Source organism: Hafnia psychrotolerans, from assembly GCF_014639435.1.
Classification (GTDB): domain Bacteria; phylum Pseudomonadota; class Gammaproteobacteria; order Enterobacterales; family Enterobacteriaceae; genus Ewingella; species Ewingella psychrotolerans.
Window position 1 is genome coordinate 228,765 of sequence record NZ_BMFZ01000001.1, and the last position, 25,492, is coordinate 254,256.

17 protein-coding genes and 6 tRNA genes are annotated in these 25,492 nt (G+C 50.0%); 5 read left to right on the top strand and 18 right to left on the bottom strand.

The features are described 5' to 3' along the window. Positions 1-86: 86 nt before the first annotated feature. The 5 genes from lnt to miaB all read right to left on the bottom strand — a co-directional run bounded on the left by lnt (position 87) and on the right by miaB (position 5,893). A complete protein-coding gene (gene lnt / locus IEV89_RS01045) occupies positions 87-1,622 on the bottom strand; it encodes an apolipoprotein N-acyltransferase (RefSeq protein WP_188469545.1) in 1,536 nt (511 codons plus the stop codon). Between the two features lie 7 nt (positions 1,623-1,629). Further along, on the bottom strand, positions 1,630-2,508 hold the full coding sequence (corC, locus tag IEV89_RS01050; protein ID WP_188469547.1) for a CNNM family magnesium/cobalt transport protein CorC: 879 nt from the start codon (positions 2,506-2,508) through the stop codon (positions 1,630-1,632). A 124-nt stretch (positions 2,509-2,632) separates the two neighbouring features. After that, positions 2,633-3,124 (bottom strand): rRNA maturation RNase YbeY, encoded by a 492-nt coding sequence (gene ybeY / locus IEV89_RS01055; RefSeq protein ID WP_188469549.1) that lies wholly within the window; start codon positions 3,122-3,124, stop codon positions 2,633-2,635. Continuing rightward, positions 3,121-4,197, bottom strand: coding sequence for a PhoH family protein (locus IEV89_RS01060; RefSeq protein ID WP_188469551.1), 1,077 nt, complete (start codon positions 4,195-4,197; stop codon positions 3,121-3,123). The genes ybeY and IEV89_RS01060 overlap by 4 nt, the downstream gene beginning before the upstream one ends. A gap of 271 nt (positions 4,198-4,468) precedes the next feature. Continuing rightward, entirely contained in the window at positions 4,469-5,893 is a 1,425-nt protein-coding gene (gene miaB, locus IEV89_RS01065; RefSeq protein WP_188469553.1) for a tRNA (N6-isopentenyl adenosine(37)-C2)-methylthiotransferase MiaB, read from the bottom strand. 192 nt (positions 5,894-6,085) lie between these two features. Here miaB and ubiF point away from each other — a divergent pair, with 192 nt between their 5' ends. After that, positions 6,086-7,270 carry a 3-demethoxyubiquinol 3-hydroxylase gene (ubiF, locus tag IEV89_RS01070; RefSeq protein ID WP_188469555.1) on the top strand — a complete coding sequence of 395 codons (1,185 nt, stop codon included), beginning with the start codon at positions 6,086-6,088 and terminating at the stop codon, positions 7,268-7,270. A gap of 243 nt (positions 7,271-7,513) precedes the next feature. Here the strand turns inward: ubiF and IEV89_RS01075 are convergent. The 11 genes from IEV89_RS01075 to nagB all read right to left on the bottom strand — a co-directional run bounded on the left by IEV89_RS01075 (position 7,514) and on the right by nagB (position 14,611). Further along, a tRNA-Gln gene (locus IEV89_RS01075) sits at positions 7,514-7,588 on the bottom strand. Between the two features lie 40 nt (positions 7,589-7,628). Next, positions 7,629-7,705: transfer RNA gene (locus IEV89_RS01080), tRNA-Met, on the bottom strand. Positions 7,706-7,788: 83 nt separating this feature from the next. Then, positions 7,789-7,863, bottom strand: a tRNA-Gln gene (locus tag IEV89_RS01085). A 64-nt stretch (positions 7,864-7,927) separates the two neighbouring features. Continuing rightward, positions 7,928-8,002 (bottom strand) — tRNA-Gln (locus IEV89_RS01090). 24 nt (positions 8,003-8,026) lie between these two features. Continuing rightward, positions 8,027-8,111, bottom strand: a tRNA-Leu gene (locus tag IEV89_RS01095). Positions 8,112-8,122: 11 nt separating this feature from the next. Then, positions 8,123-8,199, bottom strand: a tRNA-Met gene (locus tag IEV89_RS01100). Positions 8,200-8,429: 230 nt separating this feature from the next. After that, a complete protein-coding gene (gene asnB / locus IEV89_RS01105; protein WP_188469557.1) occupies positions 8,430-10,091 on the bottom strand; it encodes an asparagine synthase B in 1,662 nt (553 codons plus the stop codon). A gap of 381 nt (positions 10,092-10,472) precedes the next feature. Continuing rightward, entirely contained in the window at positions 10,473-11,225 is a 753-nt protein-coding gene (locus IEV89_RS01110) for an HAD-IIA family hydrolase (protein WP_188469559.1), read from the bottom strand. A gap of 44 nt (positions 11,226-11,269) precedes the next feature. Further along, a complete protein-coding gene (gene nagC, locus IEV89_RS01115) occupies positions 11,270-12,493 on the bottom strand; it encodes a DNA-binding transcriptional regulator NagC (RefSeq protein WP_188469561.1) in 1,224 nt (407 codons plus the stop codon). Between the two features lie 20 nt (positions 12,494-12,513). Then, complete coding sequence (nagA, locus tag IEV89_RS01120) at positions 12,514-13,653, bottom strand: N-acetylglucosamine-6-phosphate deacetylase (RefSeq protein WP_188470315.1); 1,140 nt, start codon at positions 13,651-13,653, stop codon at positions 12,514-12,516. Positions 13,654-13,810: 157 nt separating this feature from the next. After that, on the bottom strand, positions 13,811-14,611 hold the full coding sequence (nagB, locus tag IEV89_RS01125; RefSeq protein ID WP_188469563.1) for a glucosamine-6-phosphate deaminase: 801 nt from the start codon (positions 14,609-14,611) through the stop codon (positions 13,811-13,813). Between the two features lie 360 nt (positions 14,612-14,971). Here nagB and nagE point away from each other — a divergent pair, with 360 nt between their 5' ends. From nagE to IEV89_RS01145, 4 genes are all read left to right on the top strand, one after another. Further along, positions 14,972-17,008, top strand: coding sequence for an N-acetylglucosamine-specific PTS transporter subunit IIBC (gene nagE, locus IEV89_RS01130; RefSeq protein WP_188469565.1), 2,037 nt, complete (start codon positions 14,972-14,974; stop codon positions 17,006-17,008). A 184-nt stretch (positions 17,009-17,192) separates the two neighbouring features. Then, positions 17,193-18,863, top strand: a complete 1,671-nt coding sequence (gene glnS / locus IEV89_RS01135; RefSeq protein WP_188469566.1) for a glutamine--tRNA ligase — start codon at positions 17,193-17,195, stop codon at positions 18,861-18,863. A 494-nt stretch (positions 18,864-19,357) separates the two neighbouring features. Next, complete coding sequence (gene chiP / locus IEV89_RS01140; RefSeq protein ID WP_188469568.1) at positions 19,358-20,839, top strand: chitoporin ChiP; 1,482 nt, start codon at positions 19,358-19,360, stop codon at positions 20,837-20,839. Positions 20,840-21,020: 181 nt separating this feature from the next. Beyond that, positions 21,021-23,702, top strand: a complete 2,682-nt coding sequence (locus IEV89_RS01145; RefSeq protein ID WP_188469570.1) for a beta-N-acetylhexosaminidase — start codon at positions 21,021-21,023, stop codon at positions 23,700-23,702. Positions 23,703-23,853: 151 nt separating this feature from the next. Here the strand turns inward: IEV89_RS01145 and fur are convergent, their stop codons facing one another. Beyond that, positions 23,854-24,309 carry a ferric iron uptake transcriptional regulator gene (gene fur / locus IEV89_RS01150; RefSeq protein ID WP_188469572.1) on the bottom strand — a complete coding sequence of 152 codons (456 nt, stop codon included), beginning with the start codon at positions 24,307-24,309 and terminating at the stop codon, positions 23,854-23,856. Between the two features lie 289 nt (positions 24,310-24,598). After that, complete coding sequence (fldA, locus tag IEV89_RS01155) at positions 24,599-25,126, bottom strand: flavodoxin FldA (protein ID WP_188469574.1); 528 nt, start codon at positions 25,124-25,126, stop codon at positions 24,599-24,601. Positions 25,127-25,492: the final 366 nt, after the last annotated feature.

Sequence of the window (25,492 nt, forward strand, 5' to 3'; positions counted from 1 at the left end):
TGAAGCAAGATGCGTGCCACTGGCAGGTTTTTCAGCGTAAAAAAACGGGCGCTCATTGAGCGCCCGTAGTTCTGTATCAATCAAGATTATTTCAGGATATGGCGTCGGTTGAGCGTTAACGCAACACCTACCATTAAGAGAGTGATAAGCCAGGTTGGCCACCAGCCAAAGCGAGCATAAGGTGTAAGCCCTGTGGTTGGGGTGACCTCCACGTTCAGTACCTGGCGGGTGAATTGTGGAATCTGAGCAATCACTTCGCCATTGGCATCGACGGCTGCCGTGACGCCATTGTTGGTGCTGCGCAACAGTGGGCGTCCCAGTTCCAGAGCCCGCATCCGTGCCATCTGAAAATGCTGCCACGGCCCAATAGAGTGGCCGAACCAGGCATCGTTAGAAATGGTCAGCAGGAAGTCTGTATCCGGGCGAAGGTTGTCGCGCACCTGCTCGCCGTAGACAATTTCATAGCAGATGGCGGTGGTCAGATTCAGCCCACTGACCCGCAGTGGTTTCTGAATATAATTACCACGGCTCAATCCCGACATGGGTAAATCAAAGAGGGGGGCCAATGGCCGCAGGATCGATTCCAGCGGAACATACTCGCCGAACGGCACCAGATGATGTTTATCAAAGCGGTTGCTGTCCGGGTAGCGGTACTGTTTGTCGCCGCCCAGTACAATCGCGCTGTTGTAAACGTGCATATCCGTGCTGGTGCGACGTGCATCAATAATGCCGGTCACGAGCTGTGAGCCTTTCGCGCGGTAGAGGTCATCGACCATGGTCAAGAACTGCTGCTGGTCAGATTCGATATCTGAAATGGCTGATTCCGGCCAAATAATTATCTTCGCCTTACCGAGATAAGGGCGGCTGAGATCCATATAGGTTTGCAGTGCGCTGACTAACGAATTCGGATCCCATTTCATAGACTGTTCGATGTTGCCCTGCACCAGCGCGACATCAACCTTTTTGTCTTCCTGTGGCTGATACCAGTGGACATAGCGTAGCGACCAGGGAAACAACAGCAATGCCAATGCAATGATGGCGGGCAATTTACGACGCTGATGCACGGCATAAACCAGCAAGCCACTAATAGAGGTCATTATCAGTGTGATGCTATCGACGCCAGCAATAGGTGCGAGACCTTTGAGTGGGCCGTCAATCTGACTGTAGCCAAACTGCAACCATGGGAAGCCGGTTAGCACCCAGCCACGCAGAAACTCGGTGGCTTGCCATAGGGCAGGGGCTGCCAGCGCCAATTTCCACCAGGTCGTGTTAGGAAATAGGCGAGTTAATAAACCGGCAAATAGCATGGTATAAAGGGATAGATAGCCGGCCAGCAGTACCACTAAAAACAGATTAATGGCTTCCGGCATTCCGCCAAAGGTGGCAATGCTGACATACACCCAGTTTACGCCGCTGCCAAATATTCCCATGCCCCACCAAAAACCTATCCAAGCGGACTGGCCTGAACGGCGGTCGAGGGTAAGCGCCAGTAAGCCAAACAGTGAAACAAAAGCTGCCGGCCAACAATCGTAAGGTGAAAAGGAGAGTGTGCCACAGGCACCGAATAAGAGCGCCAGTAGGGTGCGAACCCACTGGCGTTGGTATAAAGAGGCTATTGCCATGGAGTAATTATTCTTCCAGTATCGGTTGCGGCGCGTCGTCCGGTATTTTTACGTGAACCTGGATAATACGTCGGCTGTCTGCCATCGCAACTTTGAACAGGTAACCGCCGATTTCAATGGTTTCGCCGCGTGCGGGTAAATGACCAAACGACTGCATTACCAGCCCGCCGATCGTATCCACTTCGTCGTCACTGTACTGAGTCTGGAAGACGTCGTTAAAATCTTCAATCGGTGCCAGAGCACGGACGGTGTAGGTGTGACGACTTAGCTGGCGGATATCAAGATCTTCCACTTCATCATATTCGTCATCGATTTCACCGACAATGAGTTCAAGGATGTCTTCGATGGTGACCAGGCCAGAAACCCCGCCGAATTCATCGACCACGATAGCCATATGGTAACGCTGTGAACGGAACTCCTTCAGCATGCGATCAACGCGCTTGCTTTCAGGCACCACCACGGCGGTTCTCAGCACTTTATCAATGCTGAATGGCTCAGAGGATGTGCGCATAAACGGCAACAAATCCTTGGCCATCAGGATGCCTTCAATGTGGTCCTTATCTTCGCTGATCACCGGGAAGCGTGAGTGTGCGGATTCGATGATCACATCGAGGCACTCTTCCAGCGGCTGATTACGTTTGAGTGTGATCATTTGCGAACGCGGGATCATGATGTCGCGAACACGTTGTTCGGCGATATCCATCACGCCTTCCAGCATGTCACGGGTATCGGGATCGATCAGGTCGTTCTGCTCGGAATCACGGATCAGCTCAACCAGATCGCCACGGTTTTTGGGTTCACCGTGAAACAATTGGCTAAGAATAAGGGAAAAGAAGCCCTTCTTGGGACTGGGGCTGTCACTATTTTGTGAATGGTCATCGCTCATGGCGTTTGGTTAAGTTTACTCATATAGATGAAAATAAAATAATCAGCGGTCCCTTGGTACTTGAAGCTGCAGTGGTGTTAGCCGCCTTGCTGCAACTCCAATGACTTTGGGGGAAGTCATCACGCTAATCTCGAAGGTCGTCTTTGCCAGTGTCTTCAATGAAAATATACGGATCCGGGTAGCCCAGACTTTGCATAATTTCGATCTCAATAGACTCCATTTCTTCGGCTTCTTCATCGACGATGTGGTCATACCCTAGCAGATGAAGACTGCCGTGAACAACCATATGCGCCCAATGCGCCAGCAGGGCTTTTTGCTGCTCCCCTGCCTCTTTTTCAACTACCTGTCGGCAGATGACCAGATCACCCAGCAGCGGTAACTCCATACCTGGAGGTGCCTCAAACGGGAAGGATAACACGTTGGTCGATTTGTCTTTACCACGATATGTCATATTCAGCTCGTGGCTTTCGGCGTCATCCACAATACGGATGGTGACTTCTGACTCTTCCTGAAACTGTGGCAAGACCACATCCAGCCATTTCTGAAAATCACTTTCAGTGGGTAAGCCGTCGCTGCTTTCACATGCAATCTGTAAATCGAGAATAACCTGACTCATTGAGTAACCTGTTGGGACGACGGATGATGGGATTCATGACGGCGTTGCTCTGTAATGGCGTCTCGTCGTTTCTGGTCTTCTTCTTCCCAGGCTTCATAAGCGACAACGATACGTGCAACCACGGGATGGCGGACGACGTCTTCGCTGTGAAAGAAGTTAAAACTCAACTCTTCGACGGAAGAAAGCACTTCAATGGCATGGCGTAGGCCGGACTTCTGATGGCGTGGCAAGTCGATTTGCGTCACGTCACCTGTGATCACGGCTTTTGAATTGAAGCCGATACGGGTCAGGAACATTTTCATTTGTTCAATCGAGGTGTTCTGGCTTTCATCCAAAATAATAAAAGCGTCATTGAGCGTACGCCCACGCATGTAAGCCAGCGGCGCAACTTCAATCACGTTACGTTCAATCAGCTTCTCGACTTTCTCGAAACCTAACATTTCGAACAGCGCGTCATACAGCGGGCGCAAATAAGGATCGACTTTCTGGCTGAGGTCGCCTGGCAGGAAGCCCAGTTTTTCACCCGCTTCGACGGCAGGGCGGGTCAGCAGAATGCGTCTTACTTGCTGGCGTTCAAGGGCATCGACAGCGGCTGCTACCGCCAGATAGGTTTTACCGGTACCGGCCGGGCCGATGCCGAAAGTGATGTCGTGGTCGAAAATATTGGCGATGTACTGTGCCTGATTTGGCGTGCGCGGTTTCACCATGCCACGTTTGGTCTTGATGATGACCGATTTGCCGTAATCCGGCACGCTTTCTGCGGTTTGTTCCAGCACCCGGCTTTCTTTGATCGCCAGATGGATTTTCTCAGGATCGATATCCTGCGTCTCACCACGCACCGGTGCTGTGTCTACGTATAAGTCACGCAGGATGTCGGCGGCTGCGGCGACGGCCAAGCTTTTCCCGACCAGTTTAAATGCGTTATCACGACGGTTGATTTCAACGCCCAACCGGCGCTCCAGTTGCTTGATGTTGTCATCAAACGGCCCGCACAGGCTCAGCAAACGCTGATTGTCTTCGGGCTCCAGTAAAATCTCTTGTGTTACAACGTTCAAACTATTCCTCTGGGCCACACAGGGCCTGTTGACGTGCCTGACATTTTTGCTTCAGCGCATTATGAAACTGAGGCTCAAAACTCACCATACCTTGGTTAATAATACATGCCGTTGGCAAAATATGCCTTGTTACCCGTTGAACCGGGCATACCTTAGTTACAATATGCGGCCTGTCTCGAAAAATTAAACCGTAGTGAAAGGTACGTTGGCAATTTTCTTATACCAATCAATAAAAAAAACAGGACGCCGAAGCGCCCTGTCGATGAAAGGCCCATACAAAAAGAGCAGATCAGGGCTGATAGAGACCGACACCCATCTCATTTTCTTTACGGGTACGTGCAATCACCGATTCCGGTGATTCATGCAGGCGCATTGCCATTTGCTGTTCGGTGCGCACCACCACACCTCGCAGGGAGTTGGTGTAGACATCAACAATTTCCACATCGACAAATTTGCCGATCATGTCCGGTGTCCCTTCGAAGTTCACCACGCGGTTGCACTCGGTGCGTCCTGTCAGTTCCATCACGCTTTTGCGGGAAGTACCTTCTACCAAAATACGCTGTACGGTACCTAGCGTTGCGCGGCTGAAACGCACTACCTGCTGCGTAATACGGTCCTGCAAAATCTGTAAACGCTGCTTCTTCTCTTCCAGGCTAACATTGTCCTCCATGTCGGCGGCTGGCGTACCGGGCCGGGAAGAGTAAATGAAACTGAAGCTCACGTCGTAATTAATCTCAGCAATCAGCTTCATGGTTTTTTCGAAATCTTCGTTGGTCTCTCCTGGAAAGCCAATGATGAAGTCAGAACTCATATGAATATCTGGGCGCACCGCACGTAGCTTGCGAATAATCGCTTTATATTCCAGCACTGTGTGTGGGCGTTTCATCATGGTCAGGATGCGGTCAGAACCGCTCTGAATCGGCAGGTGCAGGAAGTTCACTAGCTCAGGCGTATCTTTATAGACGTCGATGATGTCATCGGTGAACTCCACTGGATGGCTGGTGGTGAAGCGGATGCGATCAATGCCGTCGATAGTCGCAACCAGGCGTAACAGGTCAGCAAAACTGCATGTTCCACCGTCAAAGGTGCAGCCACGGTAGGCGTTAACGTTCTGCCCGAGGAGGTTGACTTCCCGGACGCCCTGCGCGGCGAGTTGGGCGATTTCGAACAACACATCATCGCTTGGACGGCTGACTTCTTCACCACGGGTATAAGGCACGACGCAGAAGCTGCAATATTTGTTGCAGCCCTCCATGATCGATACAAACGCTGTTGGGCCGTCGGCGCGCGGTTCGGGCAGACGGTCAAATTTCTCAATCTCGGGAAAGCTGATATCGACAATCGGGCTTTTAGTCCCCCGTACGTGGTTGATCATTTCCGGCAGACGGTGCAACGTTTGAGGTCCAAATACTACATCGACACAAGGCGCACGCTGGCGCAGCATCTCACCTTCCTGTGAGGCCACGCAGCCACCGACACCGATGATCACATCCGGGTTTTTCTTTTTAAGTAATTTCCAGTGACCGAGCAGGCTGAACACTTTTTCCTGTGCTTTTTCCCTGATTGAACAAGTGTTCAGCAGCAGAATATCTGCCTCTTCAGCATTATCTGTGAGCTGGTAACCGTGGGTGCTTTCGAGAAGGTCGGCCATTTTTGATGAATCGTATTCATTCATCTGGCAGCCCCAGGTTTTTATGTGCAGTTTTTTCGTCATCAGTGTGTCAGTACTCAAAACGGAGGAAAATACGGGAGTTTGGTCATGCCGCAGCGTATAGCGCAGTTCATGGATGCTATTGTAAACCCTCGCTCCGGTGGTGACCAGCGCAGGAAAGCAGCTTAGTCTCTGATGCAGACACAAAAATCCGGTACACTTTGCTTAATGAACTGAACAAAAAGCCGGAATAAAATGAATAATTCTGAGAAGTTATTTGATGCAGTGATTGTTGGCGGAGGCATGGTTGGTGCCGCTGCGGCGCTGGGGCTGGCACAGCAGGGTCTTCAGGTGGCGGTTATCGAGAATGAAGAACCCGCGGGATTTGACCCGTCAGCGCCCGCCGATTTACGGATTTCCGCAATTGGCTGTGCGTCCGTACGTTTTCTGAAAACACTTGGTGCATGGCCGGGCGTTGAACAAATGCGAGCTGTGCCATACCGCCGTCTGGAGACCTGGGAGCTTGATGGCTCCGAAGTGAAGTTTGATGCGCAATCGCTCGGGTTGCCGGAGCTGGGGTTCATGGTCGAGAACTCAGTCCTTCAGCGGGCATTGTGGCAACAGTTTGATGCGTTCCCCTCTCTGACCCGTTTTTGCCCGGCTAAACTGTGTCATCTTGTGCAGCATGATGACCAAACCTGGTCACTTCAGCTCACTACCGGCGAACTGCTGCGCACGCAGTTGGTGATTGCTGCCGATGGCGCGAATTCCCTGGTGCGCCAGCTGGCAGGCATTGGTGTGGATGGCTGGCAATACCGTCAGAACTGCATGCTGATTAACGTCGAAACCGAAACGCCGGATCAGGATGTCACCTGGCAACAATTTTTCCCTTCAGGCCCGCGCGCATTCCTGCCGTTGTTTGGGCGTCAGGCGTCGCTGGTTTGGTACGACAGCCCGCAGCGCATCCGTTATCTGCAAACGCTGAACATGAAACAGCTGACTAATGAAGTCATGCAGGCATTCCCGGCCCGTCTTGGGAAGGTGACCGCATTGTCTTCGGGCGCTTTCCCGCTGGTTCGCCGGCACGCGCAGCGCTATGTCTTACCGGGACTGGCGTTGGTGGGCGATGCGGCACATACCATTAATCCGCTGGCGGGGCAGGGCGTAAATCTCGGTTACCGGGATGTCGCAGCGTTATTGTCGGTGCTGGAAAAAGCGCGTGAAAGTGGGGAAACGTGGGGCAGCGAGAACGTGTTGCTACGCTACCAGCGTCAGCGCCGTCTGGACAATTTGCTGATGCAAAGCGGGATGGATCTTTTCTATACTGCTTTCAGCAATGATTTAGCACCGGTGAAAGTGTTGCGAAATCTGGCGCTGATGACCGCCGAGCGTGCAGGTGGCCTGAAAACCAAAGCATTGAAATACGCACTGGGGATTTAAATGAGACGGAAGCCGTCCCCAAAATAATTCGAGTGGCAGGACAGAAACGCCTTTGGCGCTTTTTGAATAGCCCTTGCGCCGGCACTCCAGGCTGAGTTATTAGGCAGAGGAAGGAACCCGATGAGCTTACTCAGGTAAGGGATTCGGGTGACTGAGTACAGCCAACGCATCTGTAGCCTGAAGTATTAAGGGAGATATTTAAAAGCAAAAAGCCCGCAACGTGAATTGCAGGCTTTTCTAATGTGGCTGGGGTGCCAGGATTCGAACCTGGGTATGCTGGTATCAGAAACCAGAGCCTTACCGCTTGGCGACACCCCAAAAGAACAAGGTAAATCTAAATACTCATCACACAATAAAATGGTGGCTACGACGGGATTTGAACCTGTGACCCCATCATTATGAGTGATGTGCTCTAACCAGCTGAGCTACGTAGCCAAATTCTACTGACTTACTGCAAAACTTCAAGCACTAGTTGACTCGTTTACTAATGAATTTCAAGTGCTTATCAATAAGAAGTATGGCTGGGGTACCTGGATTCGAACCAGGGTATGCTGGTATCAAAAACCAGTGCCTTACCGCTTGGCGATACCCCAACAGTACAACCACTTCAAATTGGGTTTTCTTTAGCGATATATCAAAGATATAACAAGAAAGAAATGGCTGGGGTACCAGGATTCGAACCTGGGAATGCTGGTATCAAAAACCAGTGCCTTACCGCTTGGCGATACCCCAACTGTGCTTACCGATATCAGGAAATGGTGCGGGAGGCGAGACTTGAACTCGCACACCTTGCGGCGCTAGAACCTAAATCTAGTGCGTCTACCAATTTCGCCACTCCCGCATAAAAAAAGATGGTGGCTACGACGGGATTCGAACCTGTGACCCCATCATTATGAGTGATGTGCTCTAACCAACTGAGCTACGTAGCCATCTTTTCTTGTGCAACCTTCATCGGCGTTGCGGGGCGCATTATGCGGAGTTGACCGTTTTGCGTCAACCTCTTTTTTGACGAAAAAGCCCTGAGAGCTATCATTTGTCTGGCTTATAACCAGTGTGGCGATTAAATCAGCAAAACACATTATTTCTAATGTCTTTAGTGACGAAAAAACGGGCCTGGAAAGGCCCGTTAATTAGGGTAAATCATGACGACGACTAAGGATCAGTAAGCTGACTGATGCACCCCTACTGCGCGTCCTGATGGATCGTTCATATTTTTGAATGACGCATCCCACTCAATGGCTTTGGCTGAAGAGCAGGCGACTGACGGGCCACCAGGCACACATTCTGCAGCGCTTGGGATCGGGAATAACTCTTCGAAAATAGTCCGATATAAGTATGCTTCTTTCGAACCCGGCGTGTTATAGGGGAAGCGGAAATGCGCAGTTTCGAGCTGTTGGTCGGTAATTTGCTGGCCTGCGACCTCTTTTAAGGTGTCAATCCAGCTGTAACCCACACCGTCGGAGAACTGTTCTTTCTGGCGCCAGGCAACACTGTGTGGCAGGTAAGATTCAAAACATTCACGCAGGATATGTTTTTCCATTTTTCCATTGCCGCACATTTTATCTTTAGGGTTAATGCGCATAGCAACGTCGAGGAATTTTTTATCCAGGAATGGCACGCGCGCTTCCACGCCCCAAGCCGACATTGCTTTGTTAGCACGTGCACAGTCATACATGTGTAATGCCAGCAGTTTACGCACGGTCTCTTCGTGGAACTCTTTAGCATTTGGCGCTTTATGGAAGTACAGGTAACCGCCCAGCACTTCGTCAGCCCCTTCGCCAGACAACACCATCTTAATGCCCATCGCTTTGATTTTACGTGACATTAAATACATCGGCGTTGAGGCGCGGATGGTGGTGACGTCATAAGTTTCGATGTGATAAATCACGTCACGGATGGCATCAAGGCCTTCCTGAACGGTGAAGTGAATTTCATGATGAACAGTACCCAGATGCGTTGCCACTTCCTGCGCTGCTTTCAGGTCCGGAGAACCTTCCAGACCAACGGCAAAGGAGTGCAACTGTGGCCACCAGGCTTCGCTTTGATCTTTGTCTTCGATACGGCGACCGGCAAATTTCTTGGTAATCGCAGAAATCACGGAGGAATCCAGACCGCCGGACAGCAGCACGCCGTAAGGCACGTCAGACATCAGGTGACTTTTTACGGACTCTTCCAGTGCGTCTTTCAGCGCTTTGGCGTCAGTGACGTTGTCTTTGACGTTGTCATAATCGAACCAGTCGCGATGGTAATACTCGCGGATCTCACCGTCCGGACTCCACAGATAGCTGCCTGCCGGGAATTCTTTGATCGTGCGGCAAACCGGTACCAGCGACTTCATTTCTGAGGCTACGTACATGTTGCCATGCTCATCATGGCCGTAATAAAGAGGGATGATGCCGAGATGGTCACGGCCAATCATGTAGGCCTCTTTTTCTGTGTCATACAGGATGAAGGCAAACATGCCCTGAAGCTCATCGAGGAATTCCGGGCCTTTTTCCTGGTAAAGCGCCAGGATCACTTCGCAGTCAGATTCGGTCTGAAACGCGTAACGGTCGCCCAATTCAGCACGTAGAGCCTGATGGTTGTAGATTTCACCGTTAACGGCCAATACGTGAGTGTGTGCGGCGTTATACAGCGGCTGCGCGCCGTTGTTGACGTCGACAATCGACAGGCGCTCGTGGCACAGAATGGCTTTATCGCTGGCGTAGACACCGGACCAGTCGGGGCCGCGATGGCGCATCAGGCGGGACAACTCCAGTGCTTTTTTACGCAGTTCAATAGAGTCTGTCTTGATATCGAGCACACCAAAAATAGAACACATATCTCTTTCTCCTAACGACTTTTCTCAATACCCTTCATCCTTCGAGTTGCCGCCAACGCACCGGCAACACGAATGTTTTTGGGTATAACTTTTTTGTTTTTTTGTTAAGCGTTTTGCCGAATTCTCATAGAAGGTTCGACTTCGCTGCGTGGTTGACTAAGAAAATGCGGCAAAACCACTATAGTGTGCAAGTGGTTTCACCTTCTTCTGAAAAATAGTTTGTAGATGTCGGTCGAACTTTGATGGATTCTCAGTTTATGACTATTTAAATTGAAGAATGTGCAATTTTTCCAGACGATTCGACATGCTGTAAAAATACAGCAAGGAAATAATCAGGAGAGGAAAACCGTCTGTTCTGGCGAGCAGACGTTATGTCGGGCACTAAATAATTTCGATATCAGCCACTGACGGATAAATCCATGATGGGCGAAACGGCATCTCTTCGACATCATTTAATGTGGATACGCCTGACAGCACGAGAATGGTCTCCAGACCCGCCTGAAAGCCCGCAAGAATGTCAGTACGCAAGTTATCACCGACAATCACCGTCTCTTCTGAATGGCCCTGCATTTTGTTCAGTGCTGATCGAATGATCCATGGGCTCGGTTTACCCACATAAAACGGCTTGCGACCCGTGATTTTTTCAATCGGTGCGCAAAGAGCGCCACAGGCTGGTGAGAAACCATGGCCGTGACTGTCGGGGTTAGTCGCAATAAAACGCGCGCCATTAGCAACAAAGAAAGCCGCTTTATGGATCATATCCCAGTTATAAGAGCGTGTTTCGCCGACGATCACGAAGTCTGGGTTGATATCAGTGATGGTGAAACCAGCTTTATACAGCTCATGAATCAATGCGCCTTCGCCGACGACATAGGCTTTTTTACCTTCCTGACGTTTAAGGAAATCAGCGGTTGCCATCGCCGAGGTATAAAATGCACTTTCAGGCACATCAAGACCGGCGGCCGAAAAGCGGTTGGCTAAGTCCTGCGCAGTTTGCGACGGGTAGTTGGTCAGAACGACCAGCGGCATGCCCTGTTCCTGGATGCGGGCGAGAAACAGATCGGCACCTGGAATTGGGGTATTGTCGTGCAACAGCACGCCGTCGATATCACAAATTACGTTCTTAATCGTCATAAGTTCTTTATTCCCTTCCTTGCAATGTAGCACGATACCACGGCTTAATTTTCCATCAGACGCTGTAGTAGAACGCCATTGAGCATAGCCCGCTTGACCAGCGCAAAAGCGCCAATTGCAGACTGATGGTTAAGTTCTGATCTCACTATCGGCAGATTATGGCGGAAATCTTTCAAAACCTGGGCGTTGATGCAGCTTTGAATGGCTGGCATCAGCACTTTTTCGGCATCGGTGATCTCACCGGCAATCACGACTTTTTGCGGATTGAACAGGTTAATGGCGATAGCTACGCCTTTGCCCAACTGGCGGCCGACGTCTGCAATGACTTCGCAGGCCAGTCCATCGCTGCGGTTTGCCGCTTTACAGATAGCGCTGATTGAGCAGTTATCAAGCGTCAGTTTGCTCGGATAACCCTGGGTTAACATATGGCGAACACGGTTTTCAATCGCCGAGTTTGCTGCCACTGTCTCCAGACAGCCGAAGTTACCGCAGTGACAACGTTCACCTAATGGGTCAACCTGAATATGACCAATCTCACCTACGTTGCCGTTGCTGCCGAGAAAAATCTGCCCATTAACGATGATCCCGGCACCCGTACCGCGGTGCAGACGAACCAAAATGGAGTCCTGACAGTCGCGTGTCGCACCGAAATAGTGCTCTGCGAGTGCCAGGCTGCGGATATCGTGACCCACAAAGCTGGTGACGTTGAATTTTGCTTCCAGCGCATCGACCAATCTCCAGTTGCCGACACTGATATGCGGCATGTAGCGCACAATTCCTTTGTTGGGATCAACTAAACCGGGAAGGATCACAGAGATAGAAATTAACTCACGAATCTTGCGCTGATTTGATTCAATAAACTGAGCGATGGCCGAGATGAGTGCGTTTTCCAGCGTCTCCTGTGTGCGTTCTGGCAGAGCATAATGCTGTTCTGCAAGGGCTTTAGCGCTGAGGTCATAAAGCGTAATCGTCGCATCATTGCGGCCAAGACGGATAGCCACAGTATGGAAAGGTCGGGTTGCGGTGATAATCGAAATTGCGCGGCGGCCTCCTGTGGAAGCTTGCTGATCGACTTCTTTGATCAGGCCGCGCTCTAAAAGTTGGCGGGTGATTTTTGTGACGCTAGCCGGCGCCAGATGACTGTGATCGGCAATCTGTATACGGGAAATCGGCCCTTGCTGATCAATCAGGCGGTAAACCGCCGCGCCGTTTAACTGCTTAACCAGATCAACGTTGCCGATTTGTGCCTGCTGTCCGCCAGTTGTCATCAGTACTTTTATCCGCTCAATTAAACTTCGTCACCGTTAACGATAGTTTTTGTGATTTTAAAATCATGAGTGAACGCGGTGAGGTTGGCGACTTTACCTGCTTCGATGCTGCCTAAATGGTCATCGAAACCAATCGCACGTGCTGGATAGAGCGATGCCATACGCAGCGTTTCATCCAGTGCGATGCCGATATGTTCGACGCTGTTTTGCACCGCTTCGATCATGGTCAGCGCAGAGCCGCTCAGTGTTCCGTTCTCGTCCACACAGAGTCCATCACGGTAGTATATTGTTTTACCGGCAAAAATGAACTCATCAATATTCGCACCCGCTGGCGCGGTAGCATCGGTGACCAGTACCAGCTTGTCGCCTTTGAGCTTTTTCGCGTTGCGGATATTCGCCCAGTCAACGTGCAGACCGTCGGCGATCACACCGGTATAGACTTCCGGCGTATCGAAAATTGCACCAATCAGGCCGGGCTGACGGCCGGTAATGGCTGGCATTGCATTATAAAGGTGCGTGGCAAAGGAGATTCCAGCGGCGAAACCAGCACGCGCCTGCTCATACGTTGAATTGGAGTGGCCCGCAGATACCATGATCCCTGCGTCACGCAACTGACGAATATACTTCGCATCGACTTGTTCAGGCGCAAGGGTCAGTTGAGTGATCACCTCGGCGTTTGCACACAGGAAGTCGATCATTGCGCTATCCGGCAGGCGGATAAAGGCCGGATTGTGGGTGCCTTTTTTCTCCGGGCTGAGGTAAGGCCCTTCAAGATGCAGACCCAGCGCCTGATTGGGGTGTTTTTCTAAATAGGTACGCATCACGTTGATGCCGTGCTTCATGTACTCATCGCTACAGGTGATAAGCGTCGGTAAATAGCTAGTGCAACCCGATTTTTGGTTAGCTTTCTGCATTATTTCTAACGTTTCAACGGAAATAGCTTCCAGTGAGTCGTTGAATTGCACGCCGCCACAGCCATTAAGCTGCAAGTCGATAAATCCGGGGGCGAGATGTGCGCCGCCCAGATCTTGGGTTTCAATATTTGATGGCAGTTCGGCTATCGGGCAGACACGGTCGATCTTTCCGTCGGCAATCACCACCGCGTGGTTATCGAGAACGTCATGACCGGTGTAGATCCGGCCGTTAATTAATGCGTACATCATGCCCCCATTCCCTTTCATCCTTCGAGCCGCCGCTGCGTTGGCTACTTTCACTTACTCCGGCCACTTACTTGAGCCAGCTCCCGGAGCGTTGCTCTATTGCCACCTTAGTGCTGCCACCTTGCTGCGACTCGAATGATTTTGGGATGTAGTTAAATTAAAGATTCTTCATATTTTCCGCTTCTAACTCGCGGAAATATTTAACAGTTTTGACTTTTAATTCCATGGTGGACGGTTCATCACACACCATAATGGCTTTTGCGTGCAGTTGCAGGCAACTGATCGTCCACATGTGGTTAATGTTGCCTTCAACCGCGGCTTCCAGAGCCTGCGCTTTGGCATGACCGATAACCAGAATCATTACTTCTTCAGCATCCAACAGCGTACCCACGCCAACGGTCAGGGCGTATTTTGGCACCTGAGACACATCATTGTCGAAGAAGCGAGAGTTGGCGATACGGGTCTCATGCGTCAGCGTTTTGATACGAGTACGTGATGCCAGAGAAGAAGCCGGTTCGTTGAACGCGATGTGACCATCATTGCCCACGCCGCCCATGAACAGGTTAATTTTGCCATAAGACTTAATTTTTGCTTCGTATTGGCGACATTCTTCGTCGATGTCTGGTGCATTACCATCCAGCAGGTTGATATTTTCGCTTGGGATATCAACGTGATCAAAGAAGTTTTTGTACATGAAGGTATGGTAGCTCTCAGGGTGTTCCTGCGGCAGGCCAACATATTCATCCATGTTGAAAGTAACCACGTTTTTGAAGCTTACCTGGCCTGCTTTATGCATAGCGATAAGGTGCTTATAAGCTTCAAGCGGGGTACCACCGGTGGGAAGGCCCAAAATGAAAGGGCGTTCGGCAGTCGGTTTGAATGCATTAATACGCTCAACGATATGGCGTGCTGCCCATTTGCCAACTTCGGTCGGGTTGTTTAAAGGAATTAGTCTCATTACATACCTCTTAGTTGTCAGAATTTGAATATGCTGTATGGGGTTCGAAAGCTGTGGCTCAAAAGTTCGTCACTGTAAGCGTAAACCAGACTGCGGGCTTACGAAGTGGCACAAAGCCGTCTAGATTTTTTTAATGATAAAATAAGTTTCGCATATTGACCAGCTTTGTGGCTTATGGATACTGTTTTTTAGTGACAATTATCACAAAAAACGAGGTTTTAATTTGCGATGCGAAATAAATTTTTTACACTCGACTGGGTAATCAGTGAAATCAGATTTTCTATGCAGTATTTATAAAGGTAGTAACCATAGTTATTAAACTACTTAGGTGATTCGCTTTGGGGCGAATAGGGGGAAATATTGAACATTCTTAGTTATTTACAAAAAATAGGCCGGGCCTTGATGGTCCCTGTCGCGACGCTGCCAGCCGCAGCCATTTTAATGGGTGTTGGCTATTGGATCGACCCGGTAGGTTGGGGGGGCGACAATGCTCTGGCAGCACTTTTCATCAAGTCCGGTTCCGCAATCATCGAAAACATGGCCGTATTGTTTGCGATCGGTGTTGCGTATGGGATGTCCAAAGATAAAGATGGCGCCGCCGCGCTGACGGGTTTTGTCGGTTTCCTGGTATTAACAACGCTGTGTTCACCTGCCGCGGTGTCAATGATTCAGAAAATTCCATTGGATCAAGTTCCGGCTGCTTTCGGTAAAATCAACAACCAGTTCATCGGTATCCTGGTGGGTATCATTTCTGCTGAACTGTATAACCGTTTCAGCCACGTCGAACTGCCGAAGGCGCTTTCCTTCTTCAGTGGTCGTCGTTTGGTCCCCATTCTCACATCATTCTTGATGATTGCTGTCGCATTTATTCTGATGTACGTATGGCCACTGATTTTCAACGGACTGGTGACCTTCGGTGAACACATCCAGCAACTCGGTTCTGCCGGTGCGGGTATCTACGCCTTCTTTAACCGCCTGTTAATTCCGGTTGGTTTGCACCACGCGCTGAACTCCGTGTTCTGGTTTGACGTCGCTGGCATTAATGATATTCCTAACTTCCTTGGCGGTCAGGAATCTATCCAGTCAGGTAAAGCGGTTGTGGGTATCACAGGTCGCTATCAGGCGGGCTTCTTCCCGATCATGATGTTCGGTCTGCCGGGTGCTGCGCTGGCAATCTACCATTGTGCACGTCCAGAAAACCGCGCGAAAGTGGCGGGTATCATGATGGCGGCTGCGTTTGCCTCCTTCTTTACGGGTATCACTGAACCGTTGGAGTTCTCCTTCATGTTCGTGGCCCCGGTCCTGTACTTCATCCACGCCGTGCTGACAGGTCTTTCTGTGTACATCGCAGCAAGCATGCATTGGATCGCCGGTTTCGGCTTCAGCGCTGGGCTGGTGGATATGGTGCTCTCCTCGCGCAATCCGTTGGCGACCCATTGGTACATGCTGATCCCGCAAGGTCTGGTGTTCTTCGTTATCTACTACGTGGTGTTCCGTTTCACTATCAATAAATTCAATCTGCTGACTCCAGGTCGTGAACTGGCCGTTGCGGGCGACGAAACTGACGGTTACAACGTTGATGTGGAATCAGCCGGTAATAAAGTTGACGAAACTGTGGCTTTGGCGCGTCGTTACATCAGCGCGATTGGTGGTTCAGAAAACCTGACCGGTATCGATGCCTGCATCACCCGTTTACGTTTGAGCGTGAAAGATTCCGGACTGGTCAATGACGCTCTGGCTAAACGTCTGGGGGCTTCCGGTGTTATCCGTCTTAACAAACAGAGTGTTCAGGTGATTGTTGGTACACGTGCTGAAATCATCGCAGGGGCTATGCGCACTGCCATGACGGCTGGCCCGATTGCTGCCGCAAGCACTGCGCCTGTCACGCCAGCGGCTGATATTAAGCCTCAGGCGGTGCCAAACACAGTGAAAGCCGTGGTTGAAACGCTGGTGTCTCCGGTAACCGGTGATGTTGTGGCGCTTGATCAGGTGCCTGATGAAGCCTTTGCCAGCAAAGCTGTCGGTGACGGCGTGGCGATTCGCCCAACCGGTAAAACCGTGGTATCGCCTGCTGCGGGTACTATCGTGAAAATCTTCAACACCAACCATGCGTTCTGCCTCGAAACTGATGCCGGTGCTGAAGTTGTGGTGCATATGGGGATTGATACCGTAGCGCTGGAAGGTAAAGGTTTCACCCGTCTGGTTGAGGAAGGGGCAACGGTGAAAGCCGGCCAGCCTGTGCTTGAGCTGGATCTGGATTTCCTGAACGCCAACGCACGTTCGATGATAAGTCCTGTTGTTGTCAGCAATATTGATGACTATTCAGGTGTTGTATCACTGGCAAGCGGCTCTGTAGTGGCTGGTCAGACTAAACTGTTCGAGATTCAAGGCAAATAAGCAGGGCAAATCATTCACCTGTTTTCGCACTAGAACTGAACGGGAAGAGAGAGATCTCTTCCCGTTTTTTTGTCTCAAAACCGCTTAACCCCTATTTTCTGTAACTAACGGTTGTTTCCCGACGTGGCTTGTTGGAACATAAGCGGTTATCCGTAGAGTCCATGTCGCGTAGAGGAATTGCATAATGAGTGAGGCTGAAGCCCGCCCAACAAATTTCATCCGTCAGATTATCGATGAAGATCTGGCGTCCGGGAAACACAACAAGGTTCATACCCGTTTCCCGCCTGAGCCTAATGGCTATTTGCATATCGGTCATGCTAAGTCCATCTGCCTGAACTTTGGTATCGCGCAAGACTATCAGGGGCAATGCAACCTGCGTTTTGACGATACCAACCCAGCCAAAGAAGACATCGAATTCGTCGAGTCCATTAAGCATGATGTGCAATGGCTGGGGTTCCAGTGGAGTGGAGAGATTCAATACTCTTCCAACTACTTTGATCAGTTACATGACTATGCGCTGGAGCTGATTAATAAAGGTCTGGCTTACGTTGATGAACTGTCGCCTGAGCAGATCCGTGAGTATCGCGGAACATTGACTGCACCAGGCAAGAACAGTCCGTATCGCGATCGCACTGTTGAAGAAAATATCGCGCTGTTTGCTAAAATGCGTAACGGCGAGTTTGCCGAAGGCGCCGCATGTTTGCGCGCTAAAATCGATATGGCTTCGCCATTCTTCGTCATGCGTGACCCCGTGATCTATCGCATTAAATTTGCACATCATCACCAGACGGCCGATAAATGGTGCATCTACCCGATGTACGATTTCACCCACTGCATATCCGATGCGCTGGAAGGAATCACCCATTCGCTCTGTACGCTGGAGTTTCAGGATAACCGCCGTTTGTATGACTGGGTGCTGGATAACATCACTATCCCTTGTCATCCGCGTCAGTACGAGTTTTCTCGTCTGAATCTCGAATACGCCATCATGTCTAAGCGTAAGCTGCAGCAACTGGTGTCTGAGAACATCGTAGAAGGGTGGGATGACCCACGTATGCCAACGGTCTCAGGTTTGCGCCGCCGTGGCTACAGTGCGGCGTCTATCCGCGAATTCTGCCGTCGTATCGGTGTGACTAAGCAGGACAACAATGTCGAGATGATGGCACTGGAATCGTGTATCCGTGATGACCTGAATGAAAATGCTCCGCGTGCGATGGCAGTGATCAACCCGCTGAAAGTGGTCATTGAGAACTTCGCCGGCGACGCAGTGCAAATGGTCAAAATGCCGAATCATCCTGGCAAGCCAGAAATGGGCACTCGTGACGTGCCGTTCACCCGTGAGATTTACATCGATCAGGCTGACTTCCGCGAAGAAGCCAACAAGCAGTACAAGCGTCTGGTGCTGGGTAAAGAAGTCCGTTTGCGCAATGCGTTTGTTATCAAAGCTGAACGTATTGATAAAGATGCCGAAGGTAACATTACTACCATTTTCTGTAGCTATGATATTGATACGTTAAGCAAAGATCCTGCCGATGGCCGCAAGGTGAAAGGTGTGATTCACTGGGTTTCCGCGACAGAAGGAAAACCAGCAGAGTTCCGCCTGTATGACCGCCTGTTTAACGTGGCCAACCCGGCACAGGCTGAAGACTTCCTGACCACAATTAATCCGGAGTCTTTGGTTATTGCTCAGGGCTTTGTCGAGCCCGGTCTTGCCGGCGTGCAGCCTGAAGTGAGTTTCCAGTTCGAACGTGAAGGCTATTTCTGTGCTGACAACCGCTATTCCAGTGCCGATCACTTGGTGTTTAACCGCACCGTGGGTCTGCGTGATACCTGGGAAAGCAAACCGGCCGTTTGATCGTTTCCTACTGATCTCGCACGATAATAAAAAGCGCAGCTTCGGCTGCGTTTTTTTACATCAACATTCTGCCTTGTATCAAACTCGCCGCCAGTAAGATACGAATTATCTTAAATTATTTGATTAAAAAAAAAGAGTGCAGTTATATTTCTCATCACGAATTAACGCCATCCTTAGACTCCTCGAAAACAAACGCTTGAATCCGAATGTATTCTGACTAGGGACTGGGTAATCGTACTTATTAAAGCTTACCTCTTTGATTTATAATTTTTATTTATTGATTTTATTCATGATTATCCCGCCTTATTAATGCGCAACACAAATACACATTTATGTGCACTTTGTCATACTTCTGGGAATTGTCTTTAATTATTGATTGATAATTCGCGTCACGAAAAATACTCTTAACCCTGTTCTTTGTGCTGATTTAGCTGATTGGCACCCGGTCAATGACCCTTTGGGTTTGCGTTAACTTTCAATAAAAAAGGATTTTTATGTCTAAACACCCTAACCAAGGCAGGACTGCGGCTGGTCTGAACTCGCCAGCCAGAATAAAACCGGTTGCCTTCGCACTTGCCAGTATATCGTTGGCCGGCGGAATGATGGCCACACCTGACGCGCATGCCGCAGGTTTTATTGATGACTCAACACTGACGGGTGGAGTGTATTACTGGCAGCGTGAACGTGACCGTAAAGATCTGAATAAAACCCAAGAAGAAACCCGTCCTGACGGTAGCAACGTGACGGTGAACAACCCGGCTTACAATAAATATGCCACCAACCTTTCACACTCTACTGCCAACCTGAGTCTGGACTTCTCATCGGGCTATGCTTGGAACGTATTGGGCCTCGACGTTGCTGCGTTTACCGCTATCGAAATGGCTGAAGCCAGTGACAGTGGCCATCCGAATGAAATTGCCTTCTCCTCTAGCAACCACGCCTATAACGAGAGCTATTCCGGCGATAAAAGTGGAGTCAGCCTGTATAAAGCAGCGGCTAAATTCAAGTATGGCGGCTTCTGGGGCCACGCAGGTTATATCCAGCCAGCCGGGCAAACGCTGATTGCGCCACACTGGAGCTTGATGCCGGGCACTTATCGGGGTGTTGAAGCTGGTTACAAACATGATTTCGGCGAGCCAGGTGAGTTGAGTTTTTCCTATATGTGGGCGGACAAGTACAAATCACCGTGGCATCTGGAGATGGATGATTTCCGCCAAAACGACCGAAAAACTGGCGTCTCTTACATTCACTCCCTCGGTGCAAAATATGACTTCAAAAATGATTTCGTGCTGGAAGGGGCTTACGGCCAGGCCGAAAACTATATCGATCAGTACTTTGCAAAAGCCTCTTACAAAATGGAGCTGGCGGGAAATCCGCTGACTACCAGCTATCAGTTTTATGGTGCTCAGGACCGTATTAACGACAAAAACGATCCCAACAGTATTTATGACGGACTCGCTTGGTTACAGGCTCTGACCTTCGGTTATACCACTGGCCAGTTTAACTGGCGTCTTGAAGGCACGATGGTCAAAGCAGAAGGCAACCAGGGTTTCTTCCTGCAACGTATGACGCCAACCTATGCCTCCTCAAACGGACGCCTGGATGTGTGGTGGGATAACCGCTCAGATTTCAACGCTAATGGCGAAAAATCCGTGTATGCCGGAGTGCTTTACGATCTCGCTAAATGGAATCTTCCCGGCTTGGCGGTTGGCGGTTCCTATGTCTATGCGTGGGATGCCAAACCCAGTACCAATGCTGCGTACGATCAGAGCCAGCGCCTGAAAGAGAGCGCCTGGAGCCTTGACGCCCTTTACACCATTCAGGAAGGCCGTGCCAAAGGCACGCTGTTCAAACTGCACTACACCCAGTACGACAATCACTCTGACAACCCAAGCTGGGGAGGGGGTTACGGCAACATCTTCCAGGATGAGAAAGACGTGAAGTTTATCGTCATCGCGCCGTTCACTATCTTCTGAGGTTTGCTGCCATGTTGAAGAACCGATGAAAATGAGATCCATTCGAAATGGCCTACTTTTGTCTGCAGTCTATGCGTAAAAGTGATGACGGGTAGGCCTATGCCGAAGATTACAGCAAAATTTGATAAGAAATCAGAACCAACAATGCACCTGACACAATAAATTAAGGATGTGACTGCAGATGAAAAAATTCAGATTGAAAGCGCTGGTCGCTGCAACCCTGATGGGAGGAATGCTTGGCGGGGCTGGCAGTGCGATGGCCGACCAGCAGCTGGTTGATCAACTCAGCCAATTAAAAGTGAACTATGCCCTGCAGGATAATCAGGCTGGAGAACATGGTACCCACTGCAGTGTACTCGGCGCTGACTGGGCAGCTTGTAACACCGCAACGATTGCGCTGACAAACGCCGGTGAAGAGATAAAAGGTAAAGACTGGGCGATCTACTTCCATAACATTCGCCGTATTTTAGACGTGGATAACGATCAGTTCACCATTACACACATCACCGGCGATCTGCACAAACTCGAGCCGACAGATAAATTCACCGGTTTTGCCGCTAATCAGACCGTCAGCATTCCGATCGTTGGAGAATACTGGCAGTTGTTCGAAAGTGACCTGATCCCGCGTTGGTATGCGACATCCGGAGACGCCCAACCAAAAGTGTTGGTGAACACTGACACCGAAGATTTACATCAGTTTGTCACGCCGTTTAAAGGCGACCAGTGGAAACGCACCTCCACGGATAACAACGTGCTAATGACACCGGCCAGTCGTTTTGTGAAAAATGAAATGCTGGCAGTATTACCGGCTGCCGCGCTGCGTGGGCAAATTGTACCGACGCCACTGGAGGTGAAGGTCCATGCCGGCGATGTTGATTTAACCCAAGGTGTGGCACTGGATCTCAGCGCGTTGGAGAAAATGGCGGCGCAGGCGGTTTCCCAACGCTTTACCTTGTTGGGGATTGCCGCAAACGCAGGTGGTTATCCGATAACCACTCGTATTGAGAAATCTAGATTTACGGGGAAACTGGCGGTGTCCGGGGCGTACATCCTGAGTATTGGCAAGAAAGGGGCGGAAGTGACGGGTTACGATCAAACTGGCGTGTTCTACGGTTTGCAATCGATCCTGAGCTTAGTGCCGTCCGACGGCAGCAAGAAAATTGCCCAGTTGAACGCCAAAGATGCCCCGCGTTTCGATTACCGTGCGATCTTCCTCGACGTAGGACGCAACTTCCACACCAAAGCTGTGGTGCTGCGCCTGCTGGATCAAATGTCGGCTTACAAGCTTAATACTTTCCACTTCCATCTCAGTGATGATGAAGGCTGGCGTATTGAGATCCCCGGTCTACCGGAACTGACGGAAATCGGCGGCAAGCGCTGCCACGACCTGACCGAAACGACATGTCTGTTGCCTCAATTGGGTTCAGGGCCTGACTCCACCAATAACGGCAGCGGTTTCTTCTCGCGTCAGGACTATATCGACATCGTAAAATACGCTAAGGCACGTCAGATAAACGTCATTCCAGAAATCGATATGCCAGCGCACGCCCGCGCCGCGGTGATCTCCATGGAAGTGCGCTACAAAAAACTGATGCAGCAAGGCAAAGAGAAAGAGGCTAATGAGTTCCGCCTGCTGGACCCAACAGATACCTCTAACACGACAGGTGTACAGTTCTACGACCGTCACGGTTATCTGAATCCGTGCATGGACTCGTCAAAACGCTTTGCGGATAAAGTGATTGGCGAAATTGCACAGATGCATAAAGAGGCTGGACAGCCATTGACGACCTGGCACTTCGGCGGTGATGAAGCGAAAAATATCTTCCTCGGGCCGGGCTATCAAGATAAAAACGGCAACGTTGAACCGGGCAAAGGTCTGATTGACCTTAGCAAGGAGGACAAGCCGTGGGCGCAGTCGCAGGCTTGTCAGGCGATGGTCAAACAGGGCAAAGTTCAGGACGTTGAGCATTTGACCAGCTACTTCGCCGTTGAAGTTAGCAAAATAGTCAACGCTCACGGCATTGAGAAAATGCAGGCATGGCAGGATGGATTGAAAGATGCCAAAGATGCCTCATCTTTTGCTACCAAACGAACCGGTGTCAACTTCTGGGACACGCTCTACTGGGGCGGTTTTGACAGTGTGAATGACTGGGCCAACAAAGGTTACGACGTCATCATCTCCAACCCGGATTACGTCTATTTCGACTTCCCGTATGAAGTTAATCCGCAAGAAAAGGGCTTCTACTGGGGCACGCGTTTCAGCGATGAAGCCAAAGTATTCAGCTTTGCACCTGACAACCTACCGCAGAACGCTGAAACTTCGGTTGACCGCGACGGTAACGCCTTCGAAGCCAAAAGTGATAAACCGTGGCCTGGTGCCTTTGGGATTTCAGCTCAGTTGTGGAGCGAAGTGGTACGTACTGATGAACGTATGGAATACATGATTTATCCGCGCCTATTGCCACTGGCTGAACGGGCATGGCACCGTGCCGACTGGGAAATGGAGTATAAAGCCGGGCGTGAATTTGCTGGCGGCAAAACACACAACGTTGATACGCAGGCGTTACATAAAGAATGGATGCTGTTCGCTAATCTGATAGGGCAGCGTGAATTACCGAAAATGGATGCGGCAGGCGTGGCTTACCGAATACCTGTTCCCGGGGCCCGTGTTGTGGATGGCAAACTGGAAGCGAACGTTTCGCTGCCGGGCCTGGCTATCGAGTATTCACTGGATGGCGGTGAACAGTGGTTGCGTTATGATGACGCGCAAAAACCGCAGGTCAGCGGCAAGGTTTGGGTCCGAGCCGCGTCAGCAGAGGGTAAGCGCTTCAGCCGTGCCGAGCAGGTTGATGGTAAGCCCTAATTCTCTTTTAAGACAATCTAGCCCCGGCTCGCCGGGGTTTTTTATCTCTGCCGAAGAGAATGGGTGTGAAAATTACAGGCATAAAAAAACCGCTTTTCAGCGGTTAATTGTCATTCTTCATAGCAGAATGCATCACGTCAAAACCTGAGTTTTACAGAGCGGGTTTATCGTTATGCAAATTGTCATCTTCACGGCAATCACCGAGTTCACAGTGGCCGTAAAGATAAAGGCTGTGGTTAGTCAGTTTGATGCCATGTCTCTTGGCAATTTCACGCTGACGACCTTCAATATATTCATCACGGAATTCAATCACACGGCCGCAATCCAGGCAAATCAGGTGATCATGGTGATGCTGCTGGGTCAGTTCGAAAACAGATTTACCGCCTTCGAAATTGTGACGGGTAACGATGCCCGCGTCATCAAATTGGTTCAGTACGCGGTACACTGTCGCCAGACCAATTTCTTCGCCCATATCTATCAGTTTCTTGTACAAATCTTCCGCACTGACGTGATGACCTTCCGGCGCTTGCAGCACTTCCAGGATCTTGAGTCGCGGAAGCGTGACTTTTAAGCCAGCTTTTTTCAGTGCGGTATTATTGTCAGTCATGCGGATTCAGTCCTGTTACTATGCGAGTCACGTTGAGGCATGAAGCCTGTGGTTCAAGATAAAACGATTTCCTGTTAACAAACATCACATCTTTTAACGTTGCAGTGAAGAGGTCGCAACGGATTGATCATGAGTAAAAACAGCGGATTTCAGTGTACCTTGATCCCGTCGAAAGTTACAATTTTGTAGCGATTAAATTATTAATTTCAGTAATAGACTAACCCTTTCAATCCATTATCAACGACGCAAGGCCAATAACCTAACGCCTAAATAAATTGAGTTAGACAACTCAACCTACGATCTCTGCCAGGCTCAATTCTTGTGAAATCTGCTTAACCCATCCATCAACGCGTTCATTGGTCAGCTCTGGTTGACGATCTTCGTCAATCGCCAGACCAATGAAGTGTTTGTCATCAGCGGTACCTTTAGAGGCTTCGAAGTGGTAACCCTCAGTTGGCCAGTGACCAACAATCACCGCGCCACGCGGCTCGATGATGTCACGCACGGTGCCCATTGCATCACAAAAATACTCGGCATAATCTTCCTGGTCGCCACAACCAAATAGCGCGACCAGCTTACCTTCGAAATCTATCTCTTCTAGCGTTGGGAAAAAGTCGTCCCAGTCACACTGCGCTTCACCGTAATACCAGGTAGGAATACCGATCAGCAAAATATCGAATTTTTCCAGATCTTCTTTGCTACTTTTCGCAATGTCGTGGACTTCGGCAATATCTTTACCCAGCTGTTTTTGGATCATTTTTGCGATGTTTTCGGTGTTACCAGTATCGGATCCAAAGAAGATTCCTACTACGGCCATAAGATTTCTAACCTCTTGTTCTCAATGAAAAGCCTTACTCTGCAGGCAATAATGCTGCAGATAATAGCAAACTCGCCGCACGGAGAACACGCCTACTGCACACCTTGCGGATCGAAGCACAAGTTTATCGGGCATTAATGCGAAGCGTTATCGCCATCGTGCGCTTTGTGTGGGTATCGCCTGTCTCTGCGTTTAATACGAGTGCTCACAAATATGAGATAAAGTTATCGATTTTACTAAATATTGCGCTGATATCGCCGATAAATGATGCGAGAGGAATCTCAATATAATAAAGAAATCGATGCCCTGAGAGGTGTTCAACCATATCCCGAGACTCAAACCTGACGGGGGTATGTTTTGATTCTC

Coding starts and splice junctions, on each gene's coding strand:
- chiP (WP_188469568.1), top strand. CDS start 19,358: ATGTCTAAACACCCTAACCAAGGCAGGACTGCGGCTGGTCTGAACTCG.
- glnS (WP_188469566.1), top strand. CDS start 17,193: ATGAGTGAGGCTGAAGCCCGCCCAACAAATTTCATCCGTCAGATTATC.
- ubiF (WP_188469555.1), top strand. CDS start 6,086: ATGAATAATTCTGAGAAGTTATTTGATGCAGTGATTGTTGGCGGAGGC.
- nagB (WP_188469563.1), bottom strand. CDS start 14,611: ATGAGACTAATTCCTTTAAACAACCCGACCGAAGTTGGCAAATGGGCA.
- nagA (WP_188470315.1), bottom strand. CDS start 13,653: ATGTACGCATTAATTAACGGCCGGATCTACACCGGTCATGACGTTCTC.
- corC (WP_188469547.1), bottom strand. CDS start 2,508: ATGAGCGATGACCATTCACAAAATAGTGACAGCCCCAGTCCCAAGAAG.
- IEV89_RS01145 (WP_188469570.1), top strand. CDS start 21,021: ATGAAAAAATTCAGATTGAAAGCGCTGGTCGCTGCAACCCTGATGGGA.
- ybeY (WP_188469549.1), bottom strand. CDS start 3,124: ATGAGTCAGGTTATTCTCGATTTACAGATTGCATGTGAAAGCAGCGAC.
- lnt (WP_188469545.1), bottom strand. CDS start 1,622: ATGGCAATAGCCTCTTTATACCAACGCCAGTGGGTTCGCACCCTACTG.
- miaB (WP_188469553.1), bottom strand. CDS start 5,893: ATGACGAAAAAACTGCACATAAAAACCTGGGGCTGCCAGATGAATGAA.
- nagC (WP_188469561.1), bottom strand. CDS start 12,493: ATGACAACTGGCGGACAGCAGGCACAAATCGGCAACGTTGATCTGGTT.
- IEV89_RS01110 (WP_188469559.1), bottom strand. CDS start 11,225: ATGACGATTAAGAACGTAATTTGTGATATCGACGGCGTGCTGTTGCAC.
- fur (WP_188469572.1), bottom strand. CDS start 24,309: ATGACTGACAATAATACCGCACTGAAAAAAGCTGGCTTAAAAGTCACG.
- asnB (WP_188469557.1), bottom strand. CDS start 10,091: ATGTGTTCTATTTTTGGTGTGCTCGATATCAAGACAGACTCTATTGAA.
- fldA (WP_188469574.1), bottom strand. CDS start 25,126: ATGGCCGTAGTAGGAATCTTCTTTGGATCCGATACTGGTAACACCGAA.